19 protein-coding genes are annotated in these 22,812 nt (G+C 37.2%); 6 read left to right on the plus strand and 13 right to left on the minus strand.

Annotated features, from left to right (window positions below; genetic code table 11):
* Genes ACSSV9_RS02505 through ACSSV9_RS02520 form a run of 4 tightly spaced genes read right to left on the minus strand, consistent with a single transcriptional unit; the run spans position 1 to position 3,465 of the window.
* Entirely contained in the window at positions 1-957 is a 957-nt protein-coding gene (locus ACSSV9_RS02505) for a histidine kinase (protein WP_437345638.1), read from the minus strand.
* A 2-nt stretch (positions 958-959) separates the two neighbouring features.
* Positions 960-2,045 carry a sensor histidine kinase gene (locus ACSSV9_RS02510; RefSeq protein WP_437345639.1) on the minus strand — a complete coding sequence of 362 codons (1,086 nt, stop codon included), beginning with the start codon at positions 2,043-2,045 and terminating at the stop codon, positions 960-962.
* The gene (locus ACSSV9_RS02515) at positions 2,042-3,022 is read right to left on the minus strand and encodes a serine hydrolase domain-containing protein (RefSeq protein WP_437345640.1); all 981 of its coding nucleotides are present in this window, start codon (positions 3,020-3,022) and stop codon (positions 2,042-2,044) included. Before ACSSV9_RS02515 ends, ACSSV9_RS02510 begins: the two co-directional genes overlap by 4 nt.
* A 17-nt stretch (positions 3,023-3,039) precedes the next feature.
* The gene (locus ACSSV9_RS02520; RefSeq protein WP_437345641.1) at positions 3,040-3,465 is read right to left on the minus strand and encodes a heme-binding domain-containing protein; all 426 of its coding nucleotides are present in this window, start codon (positions 3,463-3,465) and stop codon (positions 3,040-3,042) included.
* A gap of 111 nt (positions 3,466-3,576) precedes the next feature.
* Here ACSSV9_RS02520 and ACSSV9_RS02525 point away from each other — a divergent pair, with 111 nt between their 5' ends.
* From ACSSV9_RS02525 to ACSSV9_RS02535, 3 genes are read left to right on the plus strand one after another with little or no spacing between them, the layout of a single operon-like run.
* Complete coding sequence (locus ACSSV9_RS02525; protein WP_437345642.1) at positions 3,577-4,176, plus strand: DNA-3-methyladenine glycosylase; 600 nt, start codon at positions 3,577-3,579, stop codon at positions 4,174-4,176.
* Entirely contained in the window at positions 4,131-5,195 is a 1,065-nt protein-coding gene (locus ACSSV9_RS02530) for a glycosyltransferase family 9 protein (protein ID WP_437345643.1), read from the plus strand. Before ACSSV9_RS02525 ends, ACSSV9_RS02530 begins: the two co-directional genes overlap by 46 nt.
* A 1-nt stretch (position 5,196) precedes the next feature.
* On the plus strand, positions 5,197-6,000 hold the full coding sequence (locus ACSSV9_RS02535) for a DUF3108 domain-containing protein (protein WP_437345644.1): 804 nt from the start codon (positions 5,197-5,199) through the stop codon (positions 5,998-6,000).
* Positions 6,001-6,005: 5 nt separating this feature from the next.
* Here ACSSV9_RS02535 and ACSSV9_RS02540 read toward each other — a convergent pair whose 3' ends face one another.
* A complete protein-coding gene (locus ACSSV9_RS02540) occupies positions 6,006-9,176 on the minus strand; it encodes a ligand-binding sensor domain-containing protein (protein ID WP_437345645.1) in 3,171 nt (1,056 codons plus the stop codon).
* Between the two features lie 159 nt (positions 9,177-9,335).
* Here ACSSV9_RS02540 and ACSSV9_RS02545 point away from each other — a divergent pair, with 159 nt between their 5' ends.
* A complete protein-coding gene (locus ACSSV9_RS02545) occupies positions 9,336-9,974 on the plus strand; it encodes an HAD family hydrolase (protein ID WP_437345646.1) in 639 nt (212 codons plus the stop codon).
* Here the strand turns inward: ACSSV9_RS02545 and ACSSV9_RS02550 are convergent.
* From ACSSV9_RS02550 to ACSSV9_RS02585, 8 genes are all read right to left on the minus strand, one after another.
* Positions 9,971-10,786, minus strand: coding sequence for a M23 family metallopeptidase (locus ACSSV9_RS02550; protein ID WP_437345647.1), 816 nt, complete (start codon positions 10,784-10,786; stop codon positions 9,971-9,973). The two genes, ACSSV9_RS02545 and ACSSV9_RS02550, sit on opposite strands and share 4 nt — an antisense overlap.
* 9 nt (positions 10,787-10,795) lie before the next feature.
* On the minus strand, positions 10,796-13,690 hold the full coding sequence (locus ACSSV9_RS02555) for a tetratricopeptide repeat protein (RefSeq protein WP_437345648.1): 2,895 nt from the start codon (positions 13,688-13,690) through the stop codon (positions 10,796-10,798).
* Positions 13,691-13,836: 146 nt separating this feature from the next.
* The gene (locus ACSSV9_RS02560) at positions 13,837-15,174 is read right to left on the minus strand and encodes a KamA family radical SAM protein (protein ID WP_437345649.1); all 1,338 of its coding nucleotides are present in this window, start codon (positions 15,172-15,174) and stop codon (positions 13,837-13,839) included.
* A gap of 158 nt (positions 15,175-15,332) precedes the next feature.
* Positions 15,333-15,497, minus strand: coding sequence for a hypothetical protein (locus tag ACSSV9_RS02565; protein WP_437345650.1), 165 nt, complete (start codon positions 15,495-15,497; stop codon positions 15,333-15,335).
* A gap of 70 nt (positions 15,498-15,567) precedes the next feature.
* Positions 15,568-16,047 (minus strand): Cys-tRNA(Pro) deacylase, encoded by a 480-nt coding sequence (ybaK, locus tag ACSSV9_RS02570; protein WP_437345651.1) that lies wholly within the window; start codon positions 16,045-16,047, stop codon positions 15,568-15,570.
* Positions 16,037-17,383, minus strand: a complete 1,347-nt coding sequence (locus tag ACSSV9_RS02575) for a sigma-54-dependent transcriptional regulator (RefSeq protein ID WP_437345652.1) — start codon at positions 17,381-17,383, stop codon at positions 16,037-16,039. The genes ybaK and ACSSV9_RS02575 overlap by 11 nt, the downstream gene beginning before the upstream one ends.
* Entirely contained in the window at positions 17,380-19,470 is a 2,091-nt protein-coding gene (locus ACSSV9_RS02580) for a sensor histidine kinase (protein ID WP_437345653.1), read from the minus strand. Before ACSSV9_RS02580 ends, ACSSV9_RS02575 begins: the two co-directional genes overlap by 4 nt.
* 8 nt (positions 19,471-19,478) lie before the next feature.
* Positions 19,479-20,318: a DUF3078 domain-containing protein gene (locus ACSSV9_RS02585; protein WP_437345654.1), complete on the minus strand. Its 840-nt coding sequence runs from the start codon at positions 20,316-20,318 to the stop codon at positions 19,479-19,481.
* A gap of 122 nt (positions 20,319-20,440) precedes the next feature.
* On the opposite strand from ACSSV9_RS02585, the gene ACSSV9_RS02590 reads away from it, so the two are divergent.
* Both ACSSV9_RS02590 and uvrB read left to right on the plus strand, forming a co-directional pair.
* Positions 20,441-20,788 (plus strand): hypothetical protein, encoded by a 348-nt coding sequence (locus ACSSV9_RS02590; protein WP_437345655.1) that lies wholly within the window; start codon positions 20,441-20,443, stop codon positions 20,786-20,788.
* 2 nt (positions 20,789-20,790) lie between these two features.
* Positions 20,791-22,809, plus strand: a complete 2,019-nt coding sequence (gene uvrB / locus ACSSV9_RS02595) for an excinuclease ABC subunit UvrB (RefSeq protein WP_437345656.1) — start codon at positions 20,791-20,793, stop codon at positions 22,807-22,809.
* Positions 22,810-22,812 lie beyond the last annotated feature (3 nt).

Consider the following 22,812-nt stretch of genomic DNA (forward strand, 5'->3'; position numbering starts at 1 on the left):
CTAGTTGTTCCGATTAATGTAATTAATTTTTATTGTCCTGTTGTTTAAAATTACTTCAATTTGACCGTCATCTTCGAGGTTTAAAATAGTTGTGACACTACTCTCATTTTCTGCTTGCTTCAATTCATTTTGCAAAAGATTTTTCACTGCATAAAATAATGAATAAGACGAAAGCTTTTTGTCAAACACATCGTTGAGTCCAGCTGATTCGAGTTTCAAATTTTCCTCGTATAATATTTTTCTTAAACTGATATACTTTTCTAACAGTGCAATTTGTGAACGGATATCAATATAATCCTCATCATTGTATAGAATCAATCTGATGTAGTCGCTCAACTCAGTTAGTAAATCTTCAGCTTCTTCGTATTGAGAATTTGCTATAAACGATTTCATTTTATTAAGAGCGCGATCAATAAGCTCGGGTTGAATTTTTGATTGTGTATCTGTTAATTCAATCCTTGCGAGCTCTTCTTGCATTTTGTAAAGGTATAGATTTTTTTCAATGGTTTTATTGCGCGTTTGAATCGAATAATAAACAGCTGCGAACAATATGCAAAAACCGTAATCCATCCATACCTGAGGATTTACAATCAGCATGTCGTATAATTTTGAATAATCTGCTTTATTGATAAAAAATAAATCTACCTGATGCTGTAAAACTTGATGCATGATTATTAAAAGAGTAGAAACGAGTGTAATAAAGAGAGTTTTAGTTAAACGGCTTTTTGTCTTTAATTTAAGCAATAGATATCCGACAAGAGCAAGAATTATCAGATACCAATTATAAATTAAATTAGACATGAAAAGTGAGAATAGGTGTTTTGTTTTATGAAATACAAAATATTCCTGGAACGTATTTATTATCGCAATCAAAGTAAGTAAGAGTATGAACGAGAAAAAATACTTAATTACAGGTAACTGATAATTATTTTCTAATAAGTCGGTTTTTGTTTTCACTTTTAGTTCAACTTTTTAATTATCGGAATCGATATTCGATTTACAAATCCACTTGAAGTTTGTTCTGCGCTGAAATAATAGTCATCTTTGAAAAGATAAGAAAGCTGGTGCTCTACTATTTTGAGTCCCACTCCACTTTTTTCAATTTTATTGCCGTTACAATTGTGGCAATTATCCTCAATTTTTATTTCAAGTTTGTTATGATTTTTTTCTGCGGATATACAAATTATCCCCTTGCTTTTATTTTTCGAAATGCCATGTCGAATTGAGTTTTCGACTAACGGTTGAAGAATAAAAGGCGGAATAAGTGCATCAAGCAACGTTTCATCAATAGCGTATTTAATTTCCAGTCGTTCACTGAGCCTAACTTTTTCAATTTGTAAGTAAGTTTGCACAAATGAAATTTCCTCGTGGAGCGTTACAAATTCATTCGTTCCTTCTTCTGCAGCTTTTCGGAACAATGCGCGTAAATTTTCAATAACCTCGATCGCTTTTTCTTTTTCCCTTTTTAAAATAAGAGTGGATATTGTGTTGAATGTATTAAAAATGAAATGTGGATGAAATTGATTTTTCAATCTTTTCAAACGCACAGCAGCAAGTTCGGATTTCAATTTCCACATTTCGATTTCTTCTTCTTCATACTTTTTGCGGGATTCGGTAATATTTATACCAACAGAAATTACAAAAAAGACTACCAGATCGACCCAAGCCCACTGACTTCTGAATATTCTTTTGTAAATCAATGTTTTCACATCGAGAAAATCGAGAAATCCATATATAATGATCGCCGACAAAATTTGGTGCAACGAGACAATTATCAGCGGTAGTAAGAAGTACAAAAATACTTTGCCAGCGATTCTATTTTTGCCAAATCTTTCAAATGCAAAGAAAAGAAGGGGAGTTATAAACAACCAGTAATACCAGTAAACTAAATTAAACGAAATGTGCCAGATCAAACTGAAACTCTGATTTGCTTCGGGATCAAATACTAAATAATGCTGTATTGCAACAATTAGAGCAATTATTGTAAGTGCCGTCAGCTCAATTATTACAAGATGCGAATAATATTCGTTTTTCAATTTCATCATTTATGGTTAAGCAAGAACTTATCGATCAAATCAAATACCACATAAGTTGAAGCAAGCACATTCCATCGGGAAGTGTTTACAACAACCACCTTTAATTCTGGTATTACAATTAAAAATTGTCCTCCCCATCCAGCAGCCAGATAAGAATTATATTTACCGAATTTTCGAGTATGCCAGTGATATCCGTAACCGCCAATTTGCTCGAATCCGTCAAAATATTTTCTGGTCGATTTCTCAATCCACTTGCCGCTTACTATCACTTTGTTTTCCCACACTCCTTCGTTTAGCAACATAATTCCAATTTTTAGCAAGTCTTTCGGCTTCATCCACAGCTCAGAATTTCCTTTATAAATTCCATCTCTGGCTTTCGACCATTTTATGTCGTTAATTCCAAGCGGATTAAATAAGTATTTGCGTGCAAATTCAAGAGTACTCATTCGTGATGTCCGCGTAATTATGACCGAAAGCAAGTGGGACAAACCACTGTTGTAATTCCATTTATCGCCCGGATTATTCTCAAGTGGAACATTATTAATCAAATATAAAGCCGGATTTTCGCTATTGTCCCATCCACTTCTTATTTTACCGCCAAGGTTATTCCACTTGAAACCCGCAGACATAGTAAGCAAATCTCTAATAGTAATTTCGAACTTGCGTTTATCGCGTATTCCTGCAAACAATTCCGGCAGCAGCTCAGATACTCTGACATATTCATTCTCGATGTACCCTTTGTCGATGGCAATTCCTATAAGTAATGAAATAATACTTTTAGTCACAGATTTAAGATTGTTCAGCTTTTCCGAATCAAAATTATTAAAGTAATGCTCATAGAGAATATTTCCATCATTATAGATTATTATAGAGTGAGTTAATGGATTTGATTTGTTGTACTCTTTGATATATCGGTCGAGCTCTTGAATCTGCGCATTAATATTAATCATACAAATAACAAGGACAATAAAAATTTTCAGTTTCATTATTTATGCAGCTGATATTAATAACCGAGCGCCCATTTTTTAATAATACTTTTTTTAATAAAGTCGAGTTTAACATTTGGCCTGGTTAAAGTATAAACATATTTAGGCATTTTATCGTTTTCAATTTCCTCCCATAATTCTTTCTTGAGATGCGATTTCTTATTAGCATCGTATGTTTCCCACTCGGAAAAATTTAATTCACTTCTGCCCTCTTTTACATCTTTTTCGATCAGCAAAGAAAAAGGTGCGATATAAGAATACCACGGCCATTTAGTTTCATTCGAATGGCAGTCATAACACGACTCTTTCAATATATTTTTAACTTCCTGAGGTGCTTTCAAGTCTCCTTTTACCAATGGGTTTTTACGGTCTACCTTAATAAATTGAATGCCGATCAAACCCACTGTCAGTATAACAATGAATATTTTTATATAAAGTTTCATTATTCCTCCTTATGAGTCATGTTCAATATAAAACATTTACCGTACTATTATCAATCGTTTATGATTTTTATTTAGATGTTCGTAATTTTGTTATCATCAAACACGGATTCGATGTATAAAAAACTACCACTGTCGTTTTACAGACGCGATGTGCATACAGTTGCCCGCGAATTGCTTGGCAAAGTTTTTATTAAAAATGAAAAGAATGCCATTCTCTCCGGCATCATAGTAGAAGTTGAAGCCTACGACGGACGTATCGATATGGCGGCTCACTCTTACAATGGCAAAACCCAGAGGAATAAGGTAATGTTCGAAGGCGGTGGAAATCTATATGTTTATTTCACATACGGAATGCATTTTTGTGCTAATGTTGTAACTGGCAATGAAGGCGAGGGATCTGCAGTTTTAATTCGCGCAGTCGAACCACTCGAAGGAATTAACATAATGGCTTTAAATCGATTTGGCAAAACTGAAATTACCGAACGGGAAAAACTAAACTTAACAAGCGGTCCAGCAAAATTTTGCAAGGCATTTAACATCGACAAAACATACAACGGCATTCCCTTGATCGGAGATCTGATCTTTATTGCTGAAGGAGAAAGTCCAGACCCTGAAAACATCGCAGTTACAAAAAGAATAGGCATTAAAAAGTCAGCTGAGCTTGAATGGCGCTATTATATCAAGAACAATCGATACGTCTCTTCAAAATGAATAAGCCCGAAAATATATTAATTATCAGAACAGATAGAATCGGCGACGTTACGTTAACCCTTCCAATGGCTTACGTTATCAAAAAATTTTATCCCGATTCTAAAGTTACCTTTTTAGTAAGAGAATATACCAGACCACTTGTAGACAATAACAAATACATCGACGAAGTGCTTATTTTAAAAGAGAAGAATGGCCGACTAATATTCAGAGAGAACCTCAACCTGCTGAAAAATTTCGATACTTGCTTTCTTGTCCATCCTACTTTTAAGCTTGCCACATTAATATTAATGGCGGGCATTAAAGTTCGAATTGGAACAGGCTATCGCTGGTATTCTTTTTTATTTAACAAGAAAGTTTATGAACACCGCAAATATGCCGGAAAGCATGAACTCGAATTCAACCTGTCGATGCTCAAACTAATTGGCATCAGTTATGATATAAATATTGACAGAGTTGACTTCGGATTGAAACCAGATATGACGGTATTAGAGAATGTAAAAATGGTTCTCAACAAAAGGGGAATAAACATAAATTCAAAGATAATAATTATTCATCCCGGCAGTGGGGGAAGCTCGGTCGATCTACCCGTCGATAAGATGAAACTATTAATTGCAAAATTATCTGAAGTAGACGGCATTGAGATTTTAATCACAGGTAGCAAATCGGAAGCGGAACTTTGCAATAGTTTAATTGTAAGCGACAAAACAAAAAACCTGGCGGGAATTTTTAATCTGAACGAATTAATCGCTCTAATAAATTTATCTGATATTTTAATAGCAAATTCAACTGGCCCGATTCACATTGCAGCTGCTCTGGATAAATTCGTCGTCGGATTTTATCCCAAAGTAGTTTCCTGCTCAGCTGAACGATGGGGTCCTTATACGAGAAATAGAGCCGTATTCAAACCGGAGACGGAATGCAGCAATTGTAGTATTAAAAAATGTTTACATACAAATTGCATGGCAACTATCGACATTGATAAAGTATTCAATGTCATAGCTAATAAATTGAGTGTATAGAATGGACAATAAATTAGAAGACATCATCAAAATTTTAGTGGTCGCTTTTATTTTTGCATACAATATAAATTATGCACAAAATAGAAATAACGAATTCAGAGAAATCAAGAATGATGCGTTTACCACCGGTGAAATTCTAAGATTCGAAGTTAGATACGGTTTTATTACGGCAGGCATTGCCGAATTTTCAATACCGCGTATGGTCAAAATAGCAGGCCGAGAAGCATACAACGTTGTCTTTAAGGTTAATTCTATTCCCGCCTTCGATATGTTTTACAAAGTCCGGGATCGTTACGAAACATATATCGACAAGGAAGGAATATTTCCCTGGCGATTCGAACAGCACATACGAGAAGGAGGATACTCGCGCGATTTTTCGGCATTCTTCGACCAAAGACGTGGCATTGCAAGAACCTCAGAGGGCTCTTATGAAATTCCCAAATATGTTAATGATATTGTTTCTGCATTTTATTTTACCAGAACTTATGATTTTTCCAGTCTTAAACCCGGAGAAAAAATTCAACTCGAAAACTTTTACAAAGATAAGGTATATCCTCTCGATGTAATTTACCGTGGCAAGGAAAAAATTAGCGTCGATGCCGGAACTTTCAAATGTATAATTCTTGAACCGATAATCCGCGAGGGTGGACTATTCAAAAGCGAAGGCACAATCGTTATCTGGTTAACAGACGACGAATTGAAAATTCCGGTTAAGGTTAAAACGAAAATATTGATTGGTTCAATTGATGCCGACCTGATTTATTACGAAGGACTAAAGTCTAGACCAAAATCGAAGATTAATTAAGTAATTTATTTTTGGGCGAACTGAATTGTAAAATAAAATTTTGTTCCTTTACCGGGTTCACTTTCAACCCATATTTTACCGCCGTTGTTTTCGACGTGTTCTTTACACAGTATCAATCCAAGTCCCGTCCCCTTTTCGCCCTGCGTACCTCTTTTGGTAAAATTATCATTTGGATCGAAAATTCTATTTATTTCTCTCTGCTCTATTCCAATGCCACTATCCTCAACACATACTTCGAGATAACCATCGTTCGTAGTACTTGTTTTAATGATTACATTACTGTTCGAATAAGAAAATTTTATTGCATTCGAAATCAAATTGAGAAGTACAGACTCGATTGCTGTTTTATCCGCATAAACACTTTTCTTGCTACCCGGAATATATTTAATCATAATATTTTTTTGTTCTGCATACGTTCGAAGCAGCGTAATAATATTGTTAATCGATTCCGAGATATCGAATTCTATTTTTCGATATTCAATTCGACCGGCTTGAATCCGAGCCCATGCAAGTAAATTTTCAATTAAATTATTCAACAAAAGCGTTGAATTCTTTATCAAATTTATTAGTTCATCTATTTCGTCGTCTTTCAATTCCTTTCTACTATTCATCAGAAAATCGGCAGACGAAGCAATTGAATAGAGTGGATTTCTGAGGTCGTGAGATATAATCGAGAAGAGTTTGTCTTTGGTCCTATTTAATTCTTCCAGTTTTCCAGCATATTCTTTTAATTCTTTCTGTACGGCTTCCTTCGCTCTAATTTCATTTTTTAATTCTTCTGTACGAATTTCGACGATCCTTTCTAAGAGCGCAGTTTGTTTTTCCTGTTTATGGAGTCGCCATTTAATTGCAAGATAAACTAAAACTATCAATAATAACGGCACAATGATTTTGAAATATATAGTTTGATAAATTGCTGGCGGTATGTAAATGGATACTTTCGCTTCCTGACTTCCCCAAACATTATACTGATTCGAAGACGTGATTCTGAAAACATATTCTCCGGGTTCGAGGTTATAATAAATTACACTTCTCCTATTTTCCCATATTTTCCACTCATCTTCATAGCCTTCGAGTTTGTACTTATATTTTATTTTTTCCGGTTTGTAAAAAGAAGGCGCTATAAAATCAAATCGAATTATAGAAGTGCCCACAGGGGCTTTCATACTTCTCGTAATTTCGAAGGGTACAAAATTGAACAATACCCTTTTGATTTTAACTGGAGGTACATAATCACTGTAAGGCTTTAAATTTGGATCGATTGAAATTGCTCCCTGAAGAGTGGGGAACCAGATTTTTCCCGATGAATCGAGGGCCACGGCTCCCTGGACTCCTCCGTTGCATTCGTCATTTTTCATACCATCTTCAGTTCCGTATTTTTCTGCATTGACCAACTTGATTTTTCCATCGGCAACTTTATTGAGTTTGATCTTACTCACTTTAAATATGCCGTTATTGCTGCTTCCCCAGATGAAACCATTGCCATCCTCCACAATAGCATGTACTGCATCGGTCGGCAATCCCTCCCGTCTCGTTATCTGTCTAACTTTTCCATCTTTGATTCTGAGTATCCCGCTGCCACTTGTTGCAATCCAGAGAGTTCCGGATTTATCACAAATGATATGACGTATTAAATTCGAAGGAAAGCCGTTCGATTCTTCGTAGTATTTGTATGTTCCGTTATTATAAATAATGAATCCGTTGCCGGCCGTCCCAAGAAGTAGATTCCCTCTGTCGTCCTCGGTTATAAAGCGTACACGCAAAAGCGATGATTTTTCGTCAACAGATTTTTTAATTAGTTTTCCGTTGCCGTATAAAAACAATCCCCCGCCGTCAGTACCCACCCAAAGATTTCCTTTCTTATCGACGTAAAGCGCATATATCTCATTGCAATTATTACACACATATCGTTTCACTTTACCTAATTTACCGTCGATAAAATAATAGAGCCCTTTGTTTGTACCTACCCACAAAGTATCGTTCCTTATAGCATAGGTTTGTATCATTAAGTCAGGCTCTCTGTTATAAATATAATTGTACACCTTCCCGTCGACTATTCTCGTAATGTTATTAGTACGCGAACCTATCCAAACGCCTTTTTTGTCAGCTATTACTGAAAGAACAAAATTTTCGGGTAAACCTTCTTCTTTTGCAAAAGTTGTTATAATCCCTTCGTGAATTTTATAGAGACCATTACTGTAAGTGCCCAGCCATAAATTATTTTCTTTGTCGAAATAGAGATCGATTATACTATTATAATTCGTCTGAGAGGATAAAATAAAACTATCGACCTGTCCTTCGTTGAACCTATAAAGCCCGTTCTGCGCACCAATATAAATTACGCCGTTTTCGTCTTCTTCGAAATCGAGAGCAGACAATCGTTTTAATTTGTCCTTCCCCTTAAAATAGACCGGCTTACCGTCTTTTATTAATTCAATGCCTGAATTAAACGTCCCCACCCACAACTGTCTTTTACTATCTAAGTAAACCGACCTTACAGAATTACTCAACAATCCCTGTTTCGTGGTAATAGCGCTAAACTTAATTCTACTGCGGTCATATTCTACAACATTAACGCCACCTCCACGAGTTGCCAGATAAACTTTTCCTTTTTGATTACCTGAAATTTTATAAATATAATCGTTTGTTAATCCATCTTTCACCCTATAACATTTTACTTTATCCATATCGATTATATTCAAACCGTTCGACGTCCCAGCCCATATTCTTCCATATTCATCCTCGAATAGAGTGCGTACAGAATTGTTCGAAAGCCCATTGCTTAAGTCGAACAATTTAATTTCACTTTCAGAATATTTTAATAATCCGCCGAATGTAGCTACCCAATATGTGCCTCTTGAGTCCTGCAGCATTGCAACTACAAGATTATTTTTCATCAAGTCGATATTTTCCGAGCTGAAGACTTCAAAACGAACGCCGTCATATCTGACAAATCCCTCCTCAGTACCGAACCAGATAAATCCATCCTTCGATTGCATAATACCATAAACAGAATTCTGTGGAAGTCCTTCATTATTTGTCCACTTTTCGATAACGTACTGGCTAAATTTCTTGGAAGGATCTAATGATTGTCCGACATTTATATGAACGATAAAAGTAAAGACAATTACCGTTCTGATTACCAACTGATAATGTTTGATTAAATTGTAGTTCATAATTTTCTCATATCTTCACACAATTTCCCCCACTTAACCATATCTAAAACTCAATTTTACAAACATCGTAATCTATCCCTTTTATTATCGTAGTGATTTTATAAAAGTTTAATCGAACTTAATCAATTACTCTTAATTTTATTATTTTTGCATCAAAAAATGCTTAATAAATACAGACATATAATCTGGGACTGGAACGGAACAATTTTAAACGACGTCGATCTGGGAATTGAAATTATCAACCGGCTCCTACGCGAAAGGAACCTACCGAACATAACAAAAGAAATTTATAAAGACGTCTTTACAATTCCCGTTAAAGATTATTATGCAAAGCTTGGGTTCGATTTCGAAAAGGAGCCATTTGAAGTTATAGGCAGGCTCTGGATTGAAGAATATGAAAAAAGAAAATACGAATGTTCAATTTATGACGGCGTTCTCGATGTAATGGAAAGAATTAGAAACAACTCAGTCGAACAATCGATACTTTCTGCTTACTCACAACACACACTCGAAGAAATGGCAATGCGTCTTGGCATCGATAAATATTGTAGCCACATAGTAGGACTCGATAATATTTATGCCGCGGGAAAACTTCATCTTGGACTCGAATTACTCAAAAAGATTGGAAACGGCAATGGCAGGCTATTGCTTATTGGCGACACACTGCACGATTTTGAAGTGGCAAAAGCTATTGGTGCCGACTGCATTCTATTGTCAACAGGACACCAGTCGAAGAAAGTATTAAAATCGGCTGGAGTTAAAGTTATAGATGATATCCGTGAACTTCTCAATTATTAATTTGCGCTGAGATTCAAGATACTCAGCGGGTCAATTCTCTTGGAATACCATTGTACTCCCCAGTGGAGATGTGGTCCGGTCGACCGCCCTGTCGATCCAACTTCGCCAATCACTTCACCTTTTTTAACTAATTGACCATCAGTAACGTACAATTTATTCAGATGCAGATAAATTGTATTTAAGCCCAGCCCGTGATCGATTAAAACAAAATTGCCGTTGAAATAGAAATCTTCTCCCGCCAGAACAACGATACCGTCTGCAGCCGCTTTTACCTGAGTGCCTACTTCTACATCTCCGATATCAATTCCATTATGAGGCTTCTTAGGAATCCCATTGAGAATTCTCTGACTACCAAAAACAGCTGTAATTTCGCCACCTTCCACCGGCATAACAAATCCGTCATCGAACATCATCGAATCGATCTGCCCAATTTTTTTGCGGGCTTCTTTCATAATCTCCAACTCCCGATCTATTCTTTCCATATCTTCCTCAGGAGGATCTACGTATTTATCTTTGATTTTCAAGCGCTGAATTTCATATTTCCGTTTTTTAATGGTTAGTTTCTTAGTTTTAATTGTACCGTCTTTGAATTTGATTTTTAATGTCCTTAACCCTTTTTCGTTCCTGTCGAAGCCAATTACAAATCTACCGTTTTTATCTACCGGGATCGGCTTTTTATTCAGATATACTTCCACTACATTCTCTCCACTTCCAATTATAATTGAGCCCTGGACAGCTTCGCCGCTCAATTTATAATTCTGTGCACTACAGATAATAGACAACAACAAGAAAACCGAAAAAAATAGTCTCATTTTTTCACCTTAAAAAGCTGTCCAGTAGATAGATAATTGAGTTGAAAAATATCTGTAGCTCGCGTCGTCCCTTGAGGTGCTGCCCATCCCCATTCTTCCACTGATTGTAAGGTTTTCTAAAGGACGATACAAAAGTTCGAGGTGTCCTTCGAGAGCAATAAATTTACTGAAAGGGATGTAACCAATTTTTCCCCCGAGTACAACGGTTAAATCCTTCTTTTTCTCCAGTTCATTATCCAGCCAGAAACTGTGAGATTCAAAATTTTGCGGTGAGTAATAATATTGCGACTTAAATTTATAATTCGTGTAATAATATTCGTATCCAACGATTAGATCGCTATAGACATATTTACCAAGTCTTATCATCAAATCGTTGCCTTCGTTGATATCCGAGACAGAAATGTATTGAAAAGACCCGCTGATCTTTAGTCCGTTCTTGTGAATATAATATCCGCCGACACGATAGAGCGAGGCATAATACGTCTGGTCGATTAAATAAGGCGAATAGAGAATCAATGCGCCATCCGAATTTTGATAAGTGAAAGATACTGAAACAGTATCTCTGATTTCAAAATTTGCGAAAACTTCCTTTTCATCTCGTTGTAACCTGCCCGCCGAATTTGTAACTCCCACTCCCGTTCCAACATTGAAATATTTCGAAATGCGGATTGTAACCAAACCTTTTAATGTTCTATAATTCCTTGTTCCAATATAATCATAGGTAGAAATTATGTCGGGATTCAGAATTTGTGAGTTCGAATTTAGTCGGGTAGAACTGAACAGAAATCCCGCCGACAAATAATTATTAATACCCAGGTCGGCGCGTAAACCGAAAGTGGACAGACTAAAACTAATATTATCGGAATAATATTGTGATAGAGGTGCGATCCCGACATAGTATGGAAATGTTTCGAGGATGGCGGCTATTCCAGTAACTGGCAGCCAGCCTTTACGTAGTTTTACCAACTCGACTTTTGAAGAGTCGAGATCCCAGGTTTCGAGTAGCATATTATAAATTTTACGTGCAGAATCGGGCTCGCCAAGTTTCAAATAAGAATCGCCGAGGTACAAATGCGCTTCAAAGTCCGTCGAATCCTCTTTAATAAGCTCTTTAAATGCTTTGACTGCATTGACAGAATCGCCCAGTGCATAATAAACTTTTGCCCTTTGCATTGCTGCATCGTAATTATATCCCAATTCAAGCACCTGATTATAAGCTTCGAGAGCGCGTTGATACTCTTTAGCACAGAAGAGGACGTCGCCATATTCCTTGAGTATCAATAAATTCGGTTCAGCTTTCGACATGTATTCTTCATAATAAACCAGTCCATCTTCGCAATGACCGTCAAGAACTTCTTTTCGTCCTTTCTCCAGAATACTATAGAGCTTTTCTTCCTCTTCTCTCAGTTTTTGCCAGTCAATATCCGACTGTAATTTAATTACTTCGTCGTTTGTCGGATCGATACTGCGGGCTTTGTCGGCATACTTTTGCGCTTCTTCAAAATTTCTTTCAATCAACATTAAGGAGCCCATCGCGATATTTGCATCCAGATTATTCGGCCTTTTCTGTAAAACGTTATTGAGATATTCTCTGGCAAGTTCCATATCTCTTTTAATCCATACCGAGACCTGAGCTCTGAACAATTGATAATCGAGATTATCGGGAAATTTTTCCAGAAGCTTATCCATTATATCGATAGACCTGTCGAACTCGCGATTCCACGCCAATATCCTGGCGTACTGATAAATCAATTCGGGGTCATCCTCGTCTGGTACTTGTTCAAAATATTTGTCGAGATAAGTCAGGGCACTGTCGTAAAATTGTAGATACTCATAATAGCGGGAAAGAATTTTAAGAGCATCTTTGTCGAGAGAATTATTTGCCAATCTCAATTTTGCTCTGTCGAGATTAAGCCGATAAAGACTATCGCGGAATTGCACCACATAATCCCACTTAGACTGAAACCGTTCGTCGTCGCTATGCGCAAAACCGATAATTTGAAGTTGTTGATATGCCTCTTCGATTCTTTTGGCTTTAAGCAATTCGTCGACGAGTTTAAATCTTATTTCAACATCGGAGGGATCTTTTTTAAGAAGACGATAATAACGATCAATCGGATATTCTTTTTCGAAGGCTCGTGGATTTTGCTGCGTTACATAAGCTTGCCTGTTAACGATATCCAGACCGTCGCGAGCTTCTTTGAAGAACGGCTTTATTGCAAGAGCTTTTTCGAAAGCATCTTTGGCAATATTGTATTTGCTAAGCCACATTGTAAAATATCCATACCTGCTCCAAAGCCGCCAGTCGTCGGGATATCTTTCTACATACTTTTTTAATATCTTTTCACCTTTAGTAATACTCCCAGTTTTAGCTAAAATTTCTGTATATCTAATAATTTCATCTGGCGAGGCGTTGTCGTCTCGCTTGAGATATTCGTCGTACCATTCCTCAGCCTTGTTCCAGATTTCCATCCAGCGATAACACTTTCCTATTTCGAGGTAGTTGATCGGATTGTCTGGATTAATGGCAATTTCCCTCAGATGACCTTCAATTTTTTTGTTGAGGATGTTATACCACACTTCCTGAACTCTTCTGAGATTTTTGAGATACTCATTCCTCCTGGTATTGTTCTTTTCGAGTGCAATCGCTCTTCTGAAATCGAGCACGGCATTTTCGTACTGCTTTCTCTGTTCGAAACAGCGCGCACGTAAATTATAACCTTCGGGATTTTGTGGAACTGCAGAGATATACTTGTTTAACTGGTCAATTGCTTCGCCGTACCTACCATTTTCCATATGTTCGAGAGCAGTTTTGCGATATATTTCCACATCCTTATTCTGCGCCTGTATTAATTGCGCAATTACAAAAATTATTAATAGAATTGTAAGCCGCTCTCTAATCATCAGAGTTTTATAAAGTTGTCAGGTCAAAGTTATTAAATTATATCTAATAATTCCGTAATTTAGTTCAATTAATAAATAGTAAAAAAATCCCGGAATAATCACGCATTAAGATTAATCCGGGCTTTATTATGAAAATAATAAATCTATTATTCAAAGTTTTCCGATTCGTCGTCGTAGATATGTTCGTGAAAGATCGATTCGAGTTCTTCTTCAAAGAAGAATTTGTCTTCTCCGAAAGCAGGCTTAAGCTGGTCAAGCCAGATTGCATTTTCATCGTATTTAGCAAAGAACGGCTTTGCAACCCAATCGGGATTTCTGCCCTGGAGAAATCTTAACACAATGATCTTTTCGCCATTGACCTCATTTACACCGAGAATCTGTACTTTGCCCGGGGTGGCACTCATACTTGGTCCTCTTACCGTACGGCAAACTCCACTTACACTTTGATAAGCATTACGATAAATATTCCATGCTTCGACAAGAGGCACACCAAAGAATTCCTGTGCACCTGTGTCGCGTGCAATAAACATGTAATATGGAATACAATTCAAGTTAACCTGTTTTCGCCACATTTCAGCCCATATTCCAGGTGAAGCATTGATATGCTTCAATAACGGCGATTGAGTTCTTATTTGAGCACCGGTAGCTCTTATCCTTCTTATTGCTGTTTCGGCTGCAGGTGTGCTTAATTCCACAGGATGATTGAAGTGTGCCATGATTGCGAGATTTTTACCTTTTGCAACTATCTTTTCGAAAAGCTTAATCAAGTCGTCTGCATCGGGCTCGTCAATGAAACGATATGGCCAGTAACCGATGGCTTTAGTGCCAATTCTAATTGTCTGCAGGTGTTCCATATTGGCGTTAAGGATCTGTTCGATATAAGAAGCAAGAATTTTTGTTTTCATTATCAACGGATCACCGCCTGTAAAAAGCAGGTCTGTTACTTCAGTATGTTCCTTCAAATATTTAATCAGCAATTCTGTTTCTTTCATGGCAAATTTTAATTCACTTATGCCCACAAATTGTGGCCATCTAAAACAAAATGTACAGTAAGCGTGGCATGTTTGTCCCTGACTCGGAAAGAACAACACTGTTTCCCTGTACTTATGCTGGACTCCAGTCAATTCAATGCCGTCAATTCTGGGAACGTTGTATTTTTGTCCTGCTGGATGTGGATTTAGCTCCCATCTAATGTTATTGACTATTTTTTTGATTTTGTCCTGCGGCGCACCGGAGTCTAAAAGTTTTTCAATTTCTTTGAAATGTTCTTGACTCAGCATTTCTGCCCGGGGAAATGTAAGTGTAAAAATTGGATCGTCCGGAACTTTATCCCAATCGATAAGTTCTTCAACCACATAATTATTTGTTTTGAAAGGAAGAACCGCTCCAACAACTTCAATAGCTCTTTTCTGATTATCGTCCAATTTCTGTAATTGTGGCAATTCCTTCCAATTTCTTAGCGTATAACTCTTATAGTTTCTCATGACAGGTTCCTCTCTCGATTTATTTAAAAAAAATTAGACTATGCACACTCACCAGGCTTTACCAGATACACCAATTCTCATCGACAGGATAGCGGAGATAGTACTACAAGATTTTAGACAGGATAATTCGGACAGTAAAAGATGTTACATTAAAGGAGTTATTTTATAGATGTAACTTTATTTACGTCGTCAAGTTTTACGAATCTTTCCTGAAATTTGTATTTACCGTTTTCGGATTTAACAGTAGAAACCACTTTAACATTAACGAAAGCTGCTTTTGCTTTGCTTTTTGCTTTATCTGCGAAGCTTTGTTGTTTTGCCATTGAATATTCTCCTTTTTTTTGATTTCAAATCTAAGAAAAAACGGCATAAAATAAAAATAAATCGATAAGGTTATTTTAACAGGTCAGCCCACGAGGCATTAGTTACATTTTTCAGATCATCGGGCGAAATTAACAATTGCATACCTCGTACACCCGCACTTACGTATATTTTATCCCAGAGTTGGGCAGTTTCGTCGATAAATGTTGGGTAGATTTTTTTCATCCCAATTGGTGAACATCCACCCCTGATATATCCTGTGAGAGGTAGCAATTCTTTAACTTTAACCAGATCGATTTTTTTTACATTGGCAGCATTAGCTGCTTTTTTCAGGTCGATCTCGCAATTTCCGGGAATAACAAAAACAAAAATTTCACCGCCGCCTTTTGCAACAAGTGTTTTGAAGACCCGCTCCGCTTCAGCATTGATTTTTTTAGCCACAGAAAGTGCGTCGATTTCATCTTCGTTGAATTCATAAACAGCGGTTTCGTACTTGACATTCAACTTATCGAGCAGTCTTAGAGCATTAGTTTTTTGGATTTTATTCGCCATCTTCAGCTAAACCGTAATTTTCAATTTTTGAATATAAAGTAGGCAACGATATTCCCAGAATCTTCGCTGCTTCTGGCTTGTTCCATTTGGTATGTTCGAGAACAAATTTGATATGTTTTTTTTCTACTTCTTTGAGTGATATTAATTTATTAGAGTCGTTGTAAAGACCAGCTTTTATCAAAAGATTTTCTTTGTGCAATATTTCATCGTTCGAAAGAACAATAGCCTGCATGAGAGTATTCTCAAGTTCGCGTATGTTACCGGGCCAATCGTATTCAATTAACGATTCAATTGCTTCCGATGAAATTTTATTTACATTCTTATGCAGTTCGGAGTTTAATTTATGGAGGAAATAGTTAACCAGCAGTGGAATATCTTCTTTTCGTTCTCTGAGAGGGGGAACATCGATCGAAACGACTTTCAAGCGAAAAAAAAGATCCTCACGGAATTTGCCTTCATTTACAAGTTGTTCCAGATTCCTGTTTGTAGCTGCAATAATACGAGCTTTCATCGGTATTAAATATTCGCCCCCGACACGTTCGAATTCTTTTTCTTGCAGCACTCTTAACAATTTCACTTGAAGATGGGGAGACATTTCGGAAATTTCATCGAGAAAAATCGTTCCCTCGCCGGCTAATTCGAATTTACCTTTTTTTAGTCTGTCGGCTCCTGTAAAGGCACCTTTTTCGTGTCCAAACAATTCGCTTTCAAGGAGCGATTCGGTGATAGCCGTACAATTAACTGCAACAAAGGGCTGATTCTGAGTAATTCCGCTGTAATGAATTGATTTTGCAATCAGTTCTTTTCCCGTGCCACTTTCGCCCTGAATAAGAATTGTTACTCTGCTTGTGGAGACCTGTCCAATAATCTTATAAATTTCTTTCATGGCATGGGATTTACCGATTAGTCTTTTTTCGGGTTGAAATTCTTCGGCTTCTTTTTCAATAATCGAGTCGATTCTCTCACTCAGTTGCTTCGACTCGAGAGCTCGTTCCACTGCAATTTTAAGTTTTTCTATGTCGAGCGGTTTTTCAAAATAGTCGTAAGCTCCTTTTTGCATGGCTTCGATTGTGGTTCGATAATCGTCGTGCGCAGTTATTAAAATTACTTTTATATGCTCGTCAGTTTCTTTTGCTTTCCGTAAAAATTCAAGACCCGATAGGCCAGGCATTCTGATATCCGAGATAACAAGATCCGGCAGCATTTTTTGAAGCATCTCGTACCCTTCATTCCCATCACGAGCCGCCACCACGTTGTAACCAAGTTTTTTGAAGTAATTGGTTAATGTTTGACGAATCGAATCGTCGTCGTCAATGATTAACAATTTAGATCTCATTTTTGATACGGAATTTTAATTTCGAAAATGGTTTCTCCTGGCTCCGATTTTTTCAATATCAAATCACCGCCATGAAGCTCAATTATTTTTTTTGAAATCGAAAGGCCGAGACCCGTGCCCGAAGCTTTGGTTGTGTAAAATGGATCGTATATTTTATCCCCCTCTTTAATTCCTTTGCCATTGTCTTTGACATAGAGACAGAAGAAATCATTTTCTATCGTGGAATAAAATTCAAGTCTACCATTTTCATCCATCGCTTCGAGTGCATTTTGAGCAAGATTAATAAGAACCTGTTTGAATTTATCCGGATCGACGTTGAGCCAGGTATTTGCAGTGTGATTAAGAATCAAGGTTTTTTTATCAGATAATTTAGGAAGTATTTGTTGAATTACGTCCTCGCATAAAGAATGAATATCAGTTTCGCTTTTTGAAATTGTCAGTTCTTTCGAAAACTGAAGCACTTCCTTGACCAGGTTTGTAAGTCTCGTAATCTCTTTGTCGATTATTACAAATGATTCTTTTTCGTCATCCGATAGAATCAATGATTTGCGAAGAATGTCGGCATTCATTTTAATGGAGGTGAGGGGAGTTTTAATTTCGTGAGCCAGAATGGCTGCCATTTTCCCGAGCGAAGCAAATTTTTCAGCCCTGATTATTTCTGCTTCGAGTTTTTTCCTGTCGCTTATATCGATTTCCACGAAAAGATAACCTCGCCTGGTTTCGCCAATTTCTGAAACAGAAATCAATAAATCCTTCTGACTACCATCCTGAACTATAATCTGTATTTCACTTAAATAAATTTTTTTCTGTTTAACGCTGTTAACAATTTCATTCAGTATTTTTTTCGACCCGCTGAACTGTATTTCTAATATTGATTTTCCGTTCAGTTCAGTATCACGTTTGAATCCGCAGATTTCGTAAAATCGCTCGTTTGCTTCGATAATATTCAAATCTTCATCGACTATGGCTATAGCGGCAAGCGATTTCTCGAAGGCATTCAACAAAATTGAAATTCTTTCTTCCTTTCTTTTTAACTCACTGTTGCTATTACTCAATGTCTCAGCCATACTGTCGAATGCGCGGGACAACTCGCCTATTTCGTCATTTGAGCGAATGTTCGTCTTAACATTAAAATTACCACGTTCTATTTCATTTACTTTCTCAATCAAAAGAGAAATCGGTTGCGCTATTATCCTGGAAAACACAAATGAAAGTGTAATGCTTACCGTAATTCCCACCAGCACGCTATAAAAGAAAAATCTTATTTGTTCCTTGCCAGGATTTATACCGAACAATACTCTGCCTATGGGAATTTGAATAAGCAAAATTATTATCGGAACTATGACCAGAGCAACGAAAAATATTTTTCTATTAAGACTGAAAGACGAGACCTTCTCCTTTGCAACGGGGAACATATTATATTTACCCACAGCAATTGAAGTAAAAAAAATAAATCCAACCATAAAAGCAAGAGGACTTATTTCAACGAGATAATAAAAACCGAGTATCCATGGCAAAAGTAAACCAAAAATGTATGTGGCTGTATTGGTAATAACGAGTCCAAACAAGTAAAGGATTAATTGTTTTTTGTGAAGTTTGTTTTCCGTCGATCTGTATTTTGAAATTATCCAGAAATAATTCAGAAGGATTAAGATCAAATACCAGATTAAATAGAGTGGATAGAGATTGGTGAAATATGGATAGAAACCATGGTCGTGTGCGTATGATTCCCTTATCAACCATCCTTTCCACAACATAACCAGCAGTAATACCAATGGAACTATGACCAAAAATTCCGCCAGCTTCGTCTTGAAAATTTTACGGGGATAATAAATAGTAAAAAAAGTAATTGATACCATAATCAGAAGAAGCAAAGAATGGCACGATCGGTCGAGCAATGTAACATCGTAGGTGGGCATGAAGACAAAATGAATTGTATGAGATATCAAATATGCAATTACAAGAAAAAGCGTCAGCAAGAAGATCTTTGAATTTATCGATTCATCAGCTCGAGCATAGATTACATAAATTAATCCAGCCGCTGCAATAAATGACGAGGCAAGAAAAATTATTTGATTTAATAACATTCCCATAATTACAAAATAGAATAAGTAATTCCTATTTGCAATGCCTCTTTCGTTTGTGTTTTTAATGATTGCGCTTTTTCATAGAGCAGAAGGTAAGTAAAGTTGACACTCAACCAGTTATTAACTTTTGCAGTAATTACATTATCCCATCGAACGTCCCAGACATCGAGGCTTTCGAATCGGGAGAAAAATCTCAATTTACTCGCAAGAACGATATTATCGTCGAGATTAAAATTCATATCTGTCACCGACTCGAATCCGGTTTCGAATTTGAATGTTTCAATTTCGCTTGTTTCGGGATTGTCTGTATATTGAGTAAACCGATTCGATATTACCTCCTGAAATGCGAGACCAACTCTGGTGGTAATATTTGCGTATTTATTGTAAGCAAAGCCGAATGTTTGTGTAATATATCCTGGATCAAAAAAATCCGAAACATTCGGAGCGTTAGATAATTTGTAATCATAACCTTTCGTAACCTGTGTTCTGACGGAATTCGAAAAAAATGGATCGATAGCCCAACCTGCCTTATACGAAAGAACATCTTCCATAAAAAGGTCGTTTTCGGTCGTTTTGTAAGTAGCTTCGCCTATTTTTGCCCTTCCATACGCCGCTTTTAATTGATGTTTAAAGTTCCATTTTTCTGTGCCGCGACTTAATTTAAAATCGCCATATAGCGTCCATGCAATCGAATTTTCGCCCCCTTTTACCCAGTTATTGAATGCCACCTGGTTGATTCCAAGTCCCATTACAAGTCCCGGAATCCACTTCCCTTCCAGCGAATCGGGGGTCTGAGAATAAATTATACCAAAAGAAAACAAACAAATCATTATAATTCTCGATTTCATAAATAACCTCTTTAATTTTGGGATATTAAATTTAACAAATAAAACAGGTTCCTTACTAATTTGCTCATGTCTTGAGAGATTTTATATATTTATTACTCAATTAAACGAAACGAAAGTGTTTTATGAAAATAAATAAAATTATTTTACCTGTAATGATCGTGGCTGTAGTTTTGGTTATTTATATTACATATTTCAATCCAAAGGATGATCTGGGACTCTTTTCTGATTTCGATAAAAACAGCAACGTAAACAGGGATATAATTGTAAAAGTGATTCACGATAAAGGATTTTTTATCGATCAGGCTTCGGGTGGAACTGTTTTTTACGTTGAAGATAGAGCTGGAATTCAAATGAAAGTTTTGGGTCCTATTAAACTGCCACCGGGAATGGATGTAACAAATAATGTTACTTTGAGAGGACATTTACACGACGGTTATTTTCATGCTGCAGAAGTCAGGACACGCAACTAAGTATGAAATTTGAATTAGTTTCCAGTTACCAGCCTTCGGGCGATCAGCCGAAGGCAATTAAGGAATTGGTCGAAGGGCTCAATAAGGGACTGAAGCATCAGGTTCTGCTTGGAGTTACAGGCAGTGGAAAAACTTATACGATTTCCAATGTGATTAAGGAGGCTAATCGACCTACACTTATTATTTCGCACAACAAAACTCTCGCTGCCCAACTCTATTCTGAATTTAAATCGTTTTTTCCCAAGAACGCCGTCGAGTTTTTCATAAGTTACTACGATTACTATCAACCGGAAGCCTATGTGGTCAAAAGGGATTTATATATAGAAAAAGATTTTTCGGTAAATGAAGAAATTGATCGACTGCGGCTTAAGGCAACTACGGCATTAATTGAAGGCCGACGCGATGTAATTATCGTTGCGAGCGTTTCGAGCATTTACGGTATCGGTGCACCTGATGAATATGCCCGTCAGATTTTATTTCTCAGAAAAGGTCAGGAAATAAACCGCAAGAAACTTATGAGGGATTTAATCGACATTTATTACACCCGCAACGATATCGAATTTTCGAGAGGCACTTTCAGGGCGCGCGGAGACGTCATTGAAATTATTCCAGCTTATCAATACGAAGAGGCCATAAGGGTAGAATTCTGGGGCGACGAAATCGAGCGAATCTCGGTGATCGATTCAATTACTGGCGACACAATTAGAGAGGTAGATTCTGCACCGATCTATCCGGCGAAATATTTTGTAACAACTAAAGAACAGATCAACCGCGCAATCAAATCGATCGAAGAGGAACTTAAAGAACGCCTGCAGTATTTCTGGTCACAGGAAAAATACGTCGAAGCACAGCGGCTCGAACAGCGCACCCGTTTTGATATCGAAATGATGCGCGAAATTGGTTACTGTTCCGGAATTGAAAATTATTCGCGCCATATTGACGGCAGACCACCTGGCTCGCGACCCTATTGCCTTTTCGACTATTTTCCGAAAGATTATCTTCTGATAATTGATGAATCGCACGTTACAATTCCTCAAATAAGAGGAATGTACAACGGCGATCGCTCCCGCAAAGAAACTCTCGTTGAATACGGTTTCCGATTACCTTCAGCACTCGACAATAGACCTCTTAAATTCGAGGAATTCGAAAATCTTGTCAACCAGGTAATTTACGTAAGCGCAACACCGGGTGATTATGAACTCGAAAAAAGCGGCGGCGCCTATGTGGAACAAATTATTCGGCCTACAGGACTACTCGACCCTGAAATTGAAGTACGTCCCGTCGCCGGTCAGATTGACGATTTAATCGGAGAAATTCGCAAACGCGTCAAAAATAAAGAACGAACTCTAGTAACTACTTTAACGAAAAAAATGGCCGAAGATCTTACCGATTATCTCGATAAACTCAACATCAAAGTGCGTTATATCCACAGCGATATCGACGCTCTTGAAAGAGTCGAAATTATACGCGACCTGCGTATGGGGGACTTCGATGTACTTGTGGGGGTTAATTTATTACGCGAAGGTCTGGATTTGCCGGAAGTTTCACTCGTCGCAATTCTCGATGCCGATAAAGAAGGTTTCTTGAGAAGCGAACGCTCGCTTATGCAAACTGCCGGCAGAACCGCAAGAAACATAAACGGCAAGGTAATCATGTACGCAGACGTTATAACAGAATCAATGCGTAAAACAATCGATGAAACTTACCGCCGAAGAAAACTTCAGCAAGAATATAACGATAAACACGGCATTACACCCCAAACCGTCTATAAAAGCGTCGAGGAAATCCTCAGTTCGACCTCGATTGCGGATGTTCGTAGAAAAGAGAGCGAACCTGCAGAAACTTCAGTGCTCAAAGTAGTAGAACCGGTCATTAAGTATATGACAGACGAACAGAAAAAAGAATTGATTGAACAGATGACCGAAGAAATGTACGCCGCAGCAAAAGACCTCGAATTCGAACGTGCAGCTTTTCTTAGGGATGAAATTGAAAAATTGAAAAAAAACATCAAAGACAATTAAGAT

The sequence above is a fragment of the Melioribacter sulfuriphilus genome (assembly GCF_051488685.1).
Classification (GTDB): Bacteria; Bacteroidota; Ignavibacteria; order Ignavibacteriales; family Melioribacteraceae; genus Melioribacter.

Coding starts and splice junctions, on each gene's coding strand:
- ACSSV9_RS02560 (WP_437345649.1), bottom strand. CDS start 15,174: ATGAGAAACTATAAGAGTTATACGCTAAGAAATTGGAAGGAATTGCCA.
- ACSSV9_RS02565 (WP_437345650.1), bottom strand. CDS start 15,497: ATGGCAAAACAACAAAGCTTCGCAGATAAAGCAAAAAGCAAAGCAAAA.
- ACSSV9_RS02515 (WP_437345640.1), bottom strand. CDS start 3,022: ATGAAACTGAAAATTTTTATTGTCCTTGTTATTTGTATGATTAATATT.
- uvrB (WP_437345656.1), top strand. CDS start 20,791: ATGAAATTTGAATTAGTTTCCAGTTACCAGCCTTCGGGCGATCAGCCG.
- ACSSV9_RS02520 (WP_437345641.1), bottom strand. CDS start 3,465: ATGAAACTTTATATAAAAATATTCATTGTTATACTGACAGTGGGTTTG.
- ACSSV9_RS02510 (WP_437345639.1), bottom strand. CDS start 2,045: ATGATGAAATTGAAAAACGAATATTATTCGCATCTTGTAATAATTGAG.
- ACSSV9_RS02530 (WP_437345643.1), top strand. CDS start 4,131: ATGGCGCTATTATATCAAGAACAATCGATACGTCTCTTCAAAATGAAT.
- ybaK (WP_437345651.1), bottom strand. CDS start 16,047: ATGGCGAATAAAATCCAAAAAACTAATGCTCTAAGACTGCTCGATAAG.
- ACSSV9_RS02555 (WP_437345648.1), bottom strand. CDS start 13,690: ATGATTAGAGAGCGGCTTACAATTCTATTAATAATTTTTGTAATTGCG.
- ACSSV9_RS02545 (WP_437345646.1), top strand. CDS start 9,336: ATGCTTAATAAATACAGACATATAATCTGGGACTGGAACGGAACAATT.
- ACSSV9_RS02550 (WP_437345647.1), bottom strand. CDS start 10,786: ATGAGACTATTTTTTTCGGTTTTCTTGTTGTTGTCTATTATCTGTAGT.
- ACSSV9_RS02590 (WP_437345655.1), top strand. CDS start 20,441: ATGAAAATAAATAAAATTATTTTACCTGTAATGATCGTGGCTGTAGTT.
- ACSSV9_RS02540 (WP_437345645.1), bottom strand. CDS start 9,176: ATGAACTACAATTTAATCAAACATTATCAGTTGGTAATCAGAACGGTA.
- ACSSV9_RS02575 (WP_437345652.1), bottom strand. CDS start 17,383: ATGAGATCTAAATTGTTAATCATTGACGACGACGATTCGATTCGTCAA.
- ACSSV9_RS02580 (WP_437345653.1), bottom strand. CDS start 19,470: ATGTTATTAAATCAAATAATTTTTCTTGCCTCGTCATTTATTGCAGCG.
- ACSSV9_RS02585 (WP_437345654.1), bottom strand. CDS start 20,318: ATGAAATCGAGAATTATAATGATTTGTTTGTTTTCTTTTGGTATAATT.
- ACSSV9_RS02535 (WP_437345644.1), top strand. CDS start 5,197: ATGGACAATAAATTAGAAGACATCATCAAAATTTTAGTGGTCGCTTTT.
- ACSSV9_RS02525 (WP_437345642.1), top strand. CDS start 3,577: ATGTATAAAAAACTACCACTGTCGTTTTACAGACGCGATGTGCATACA.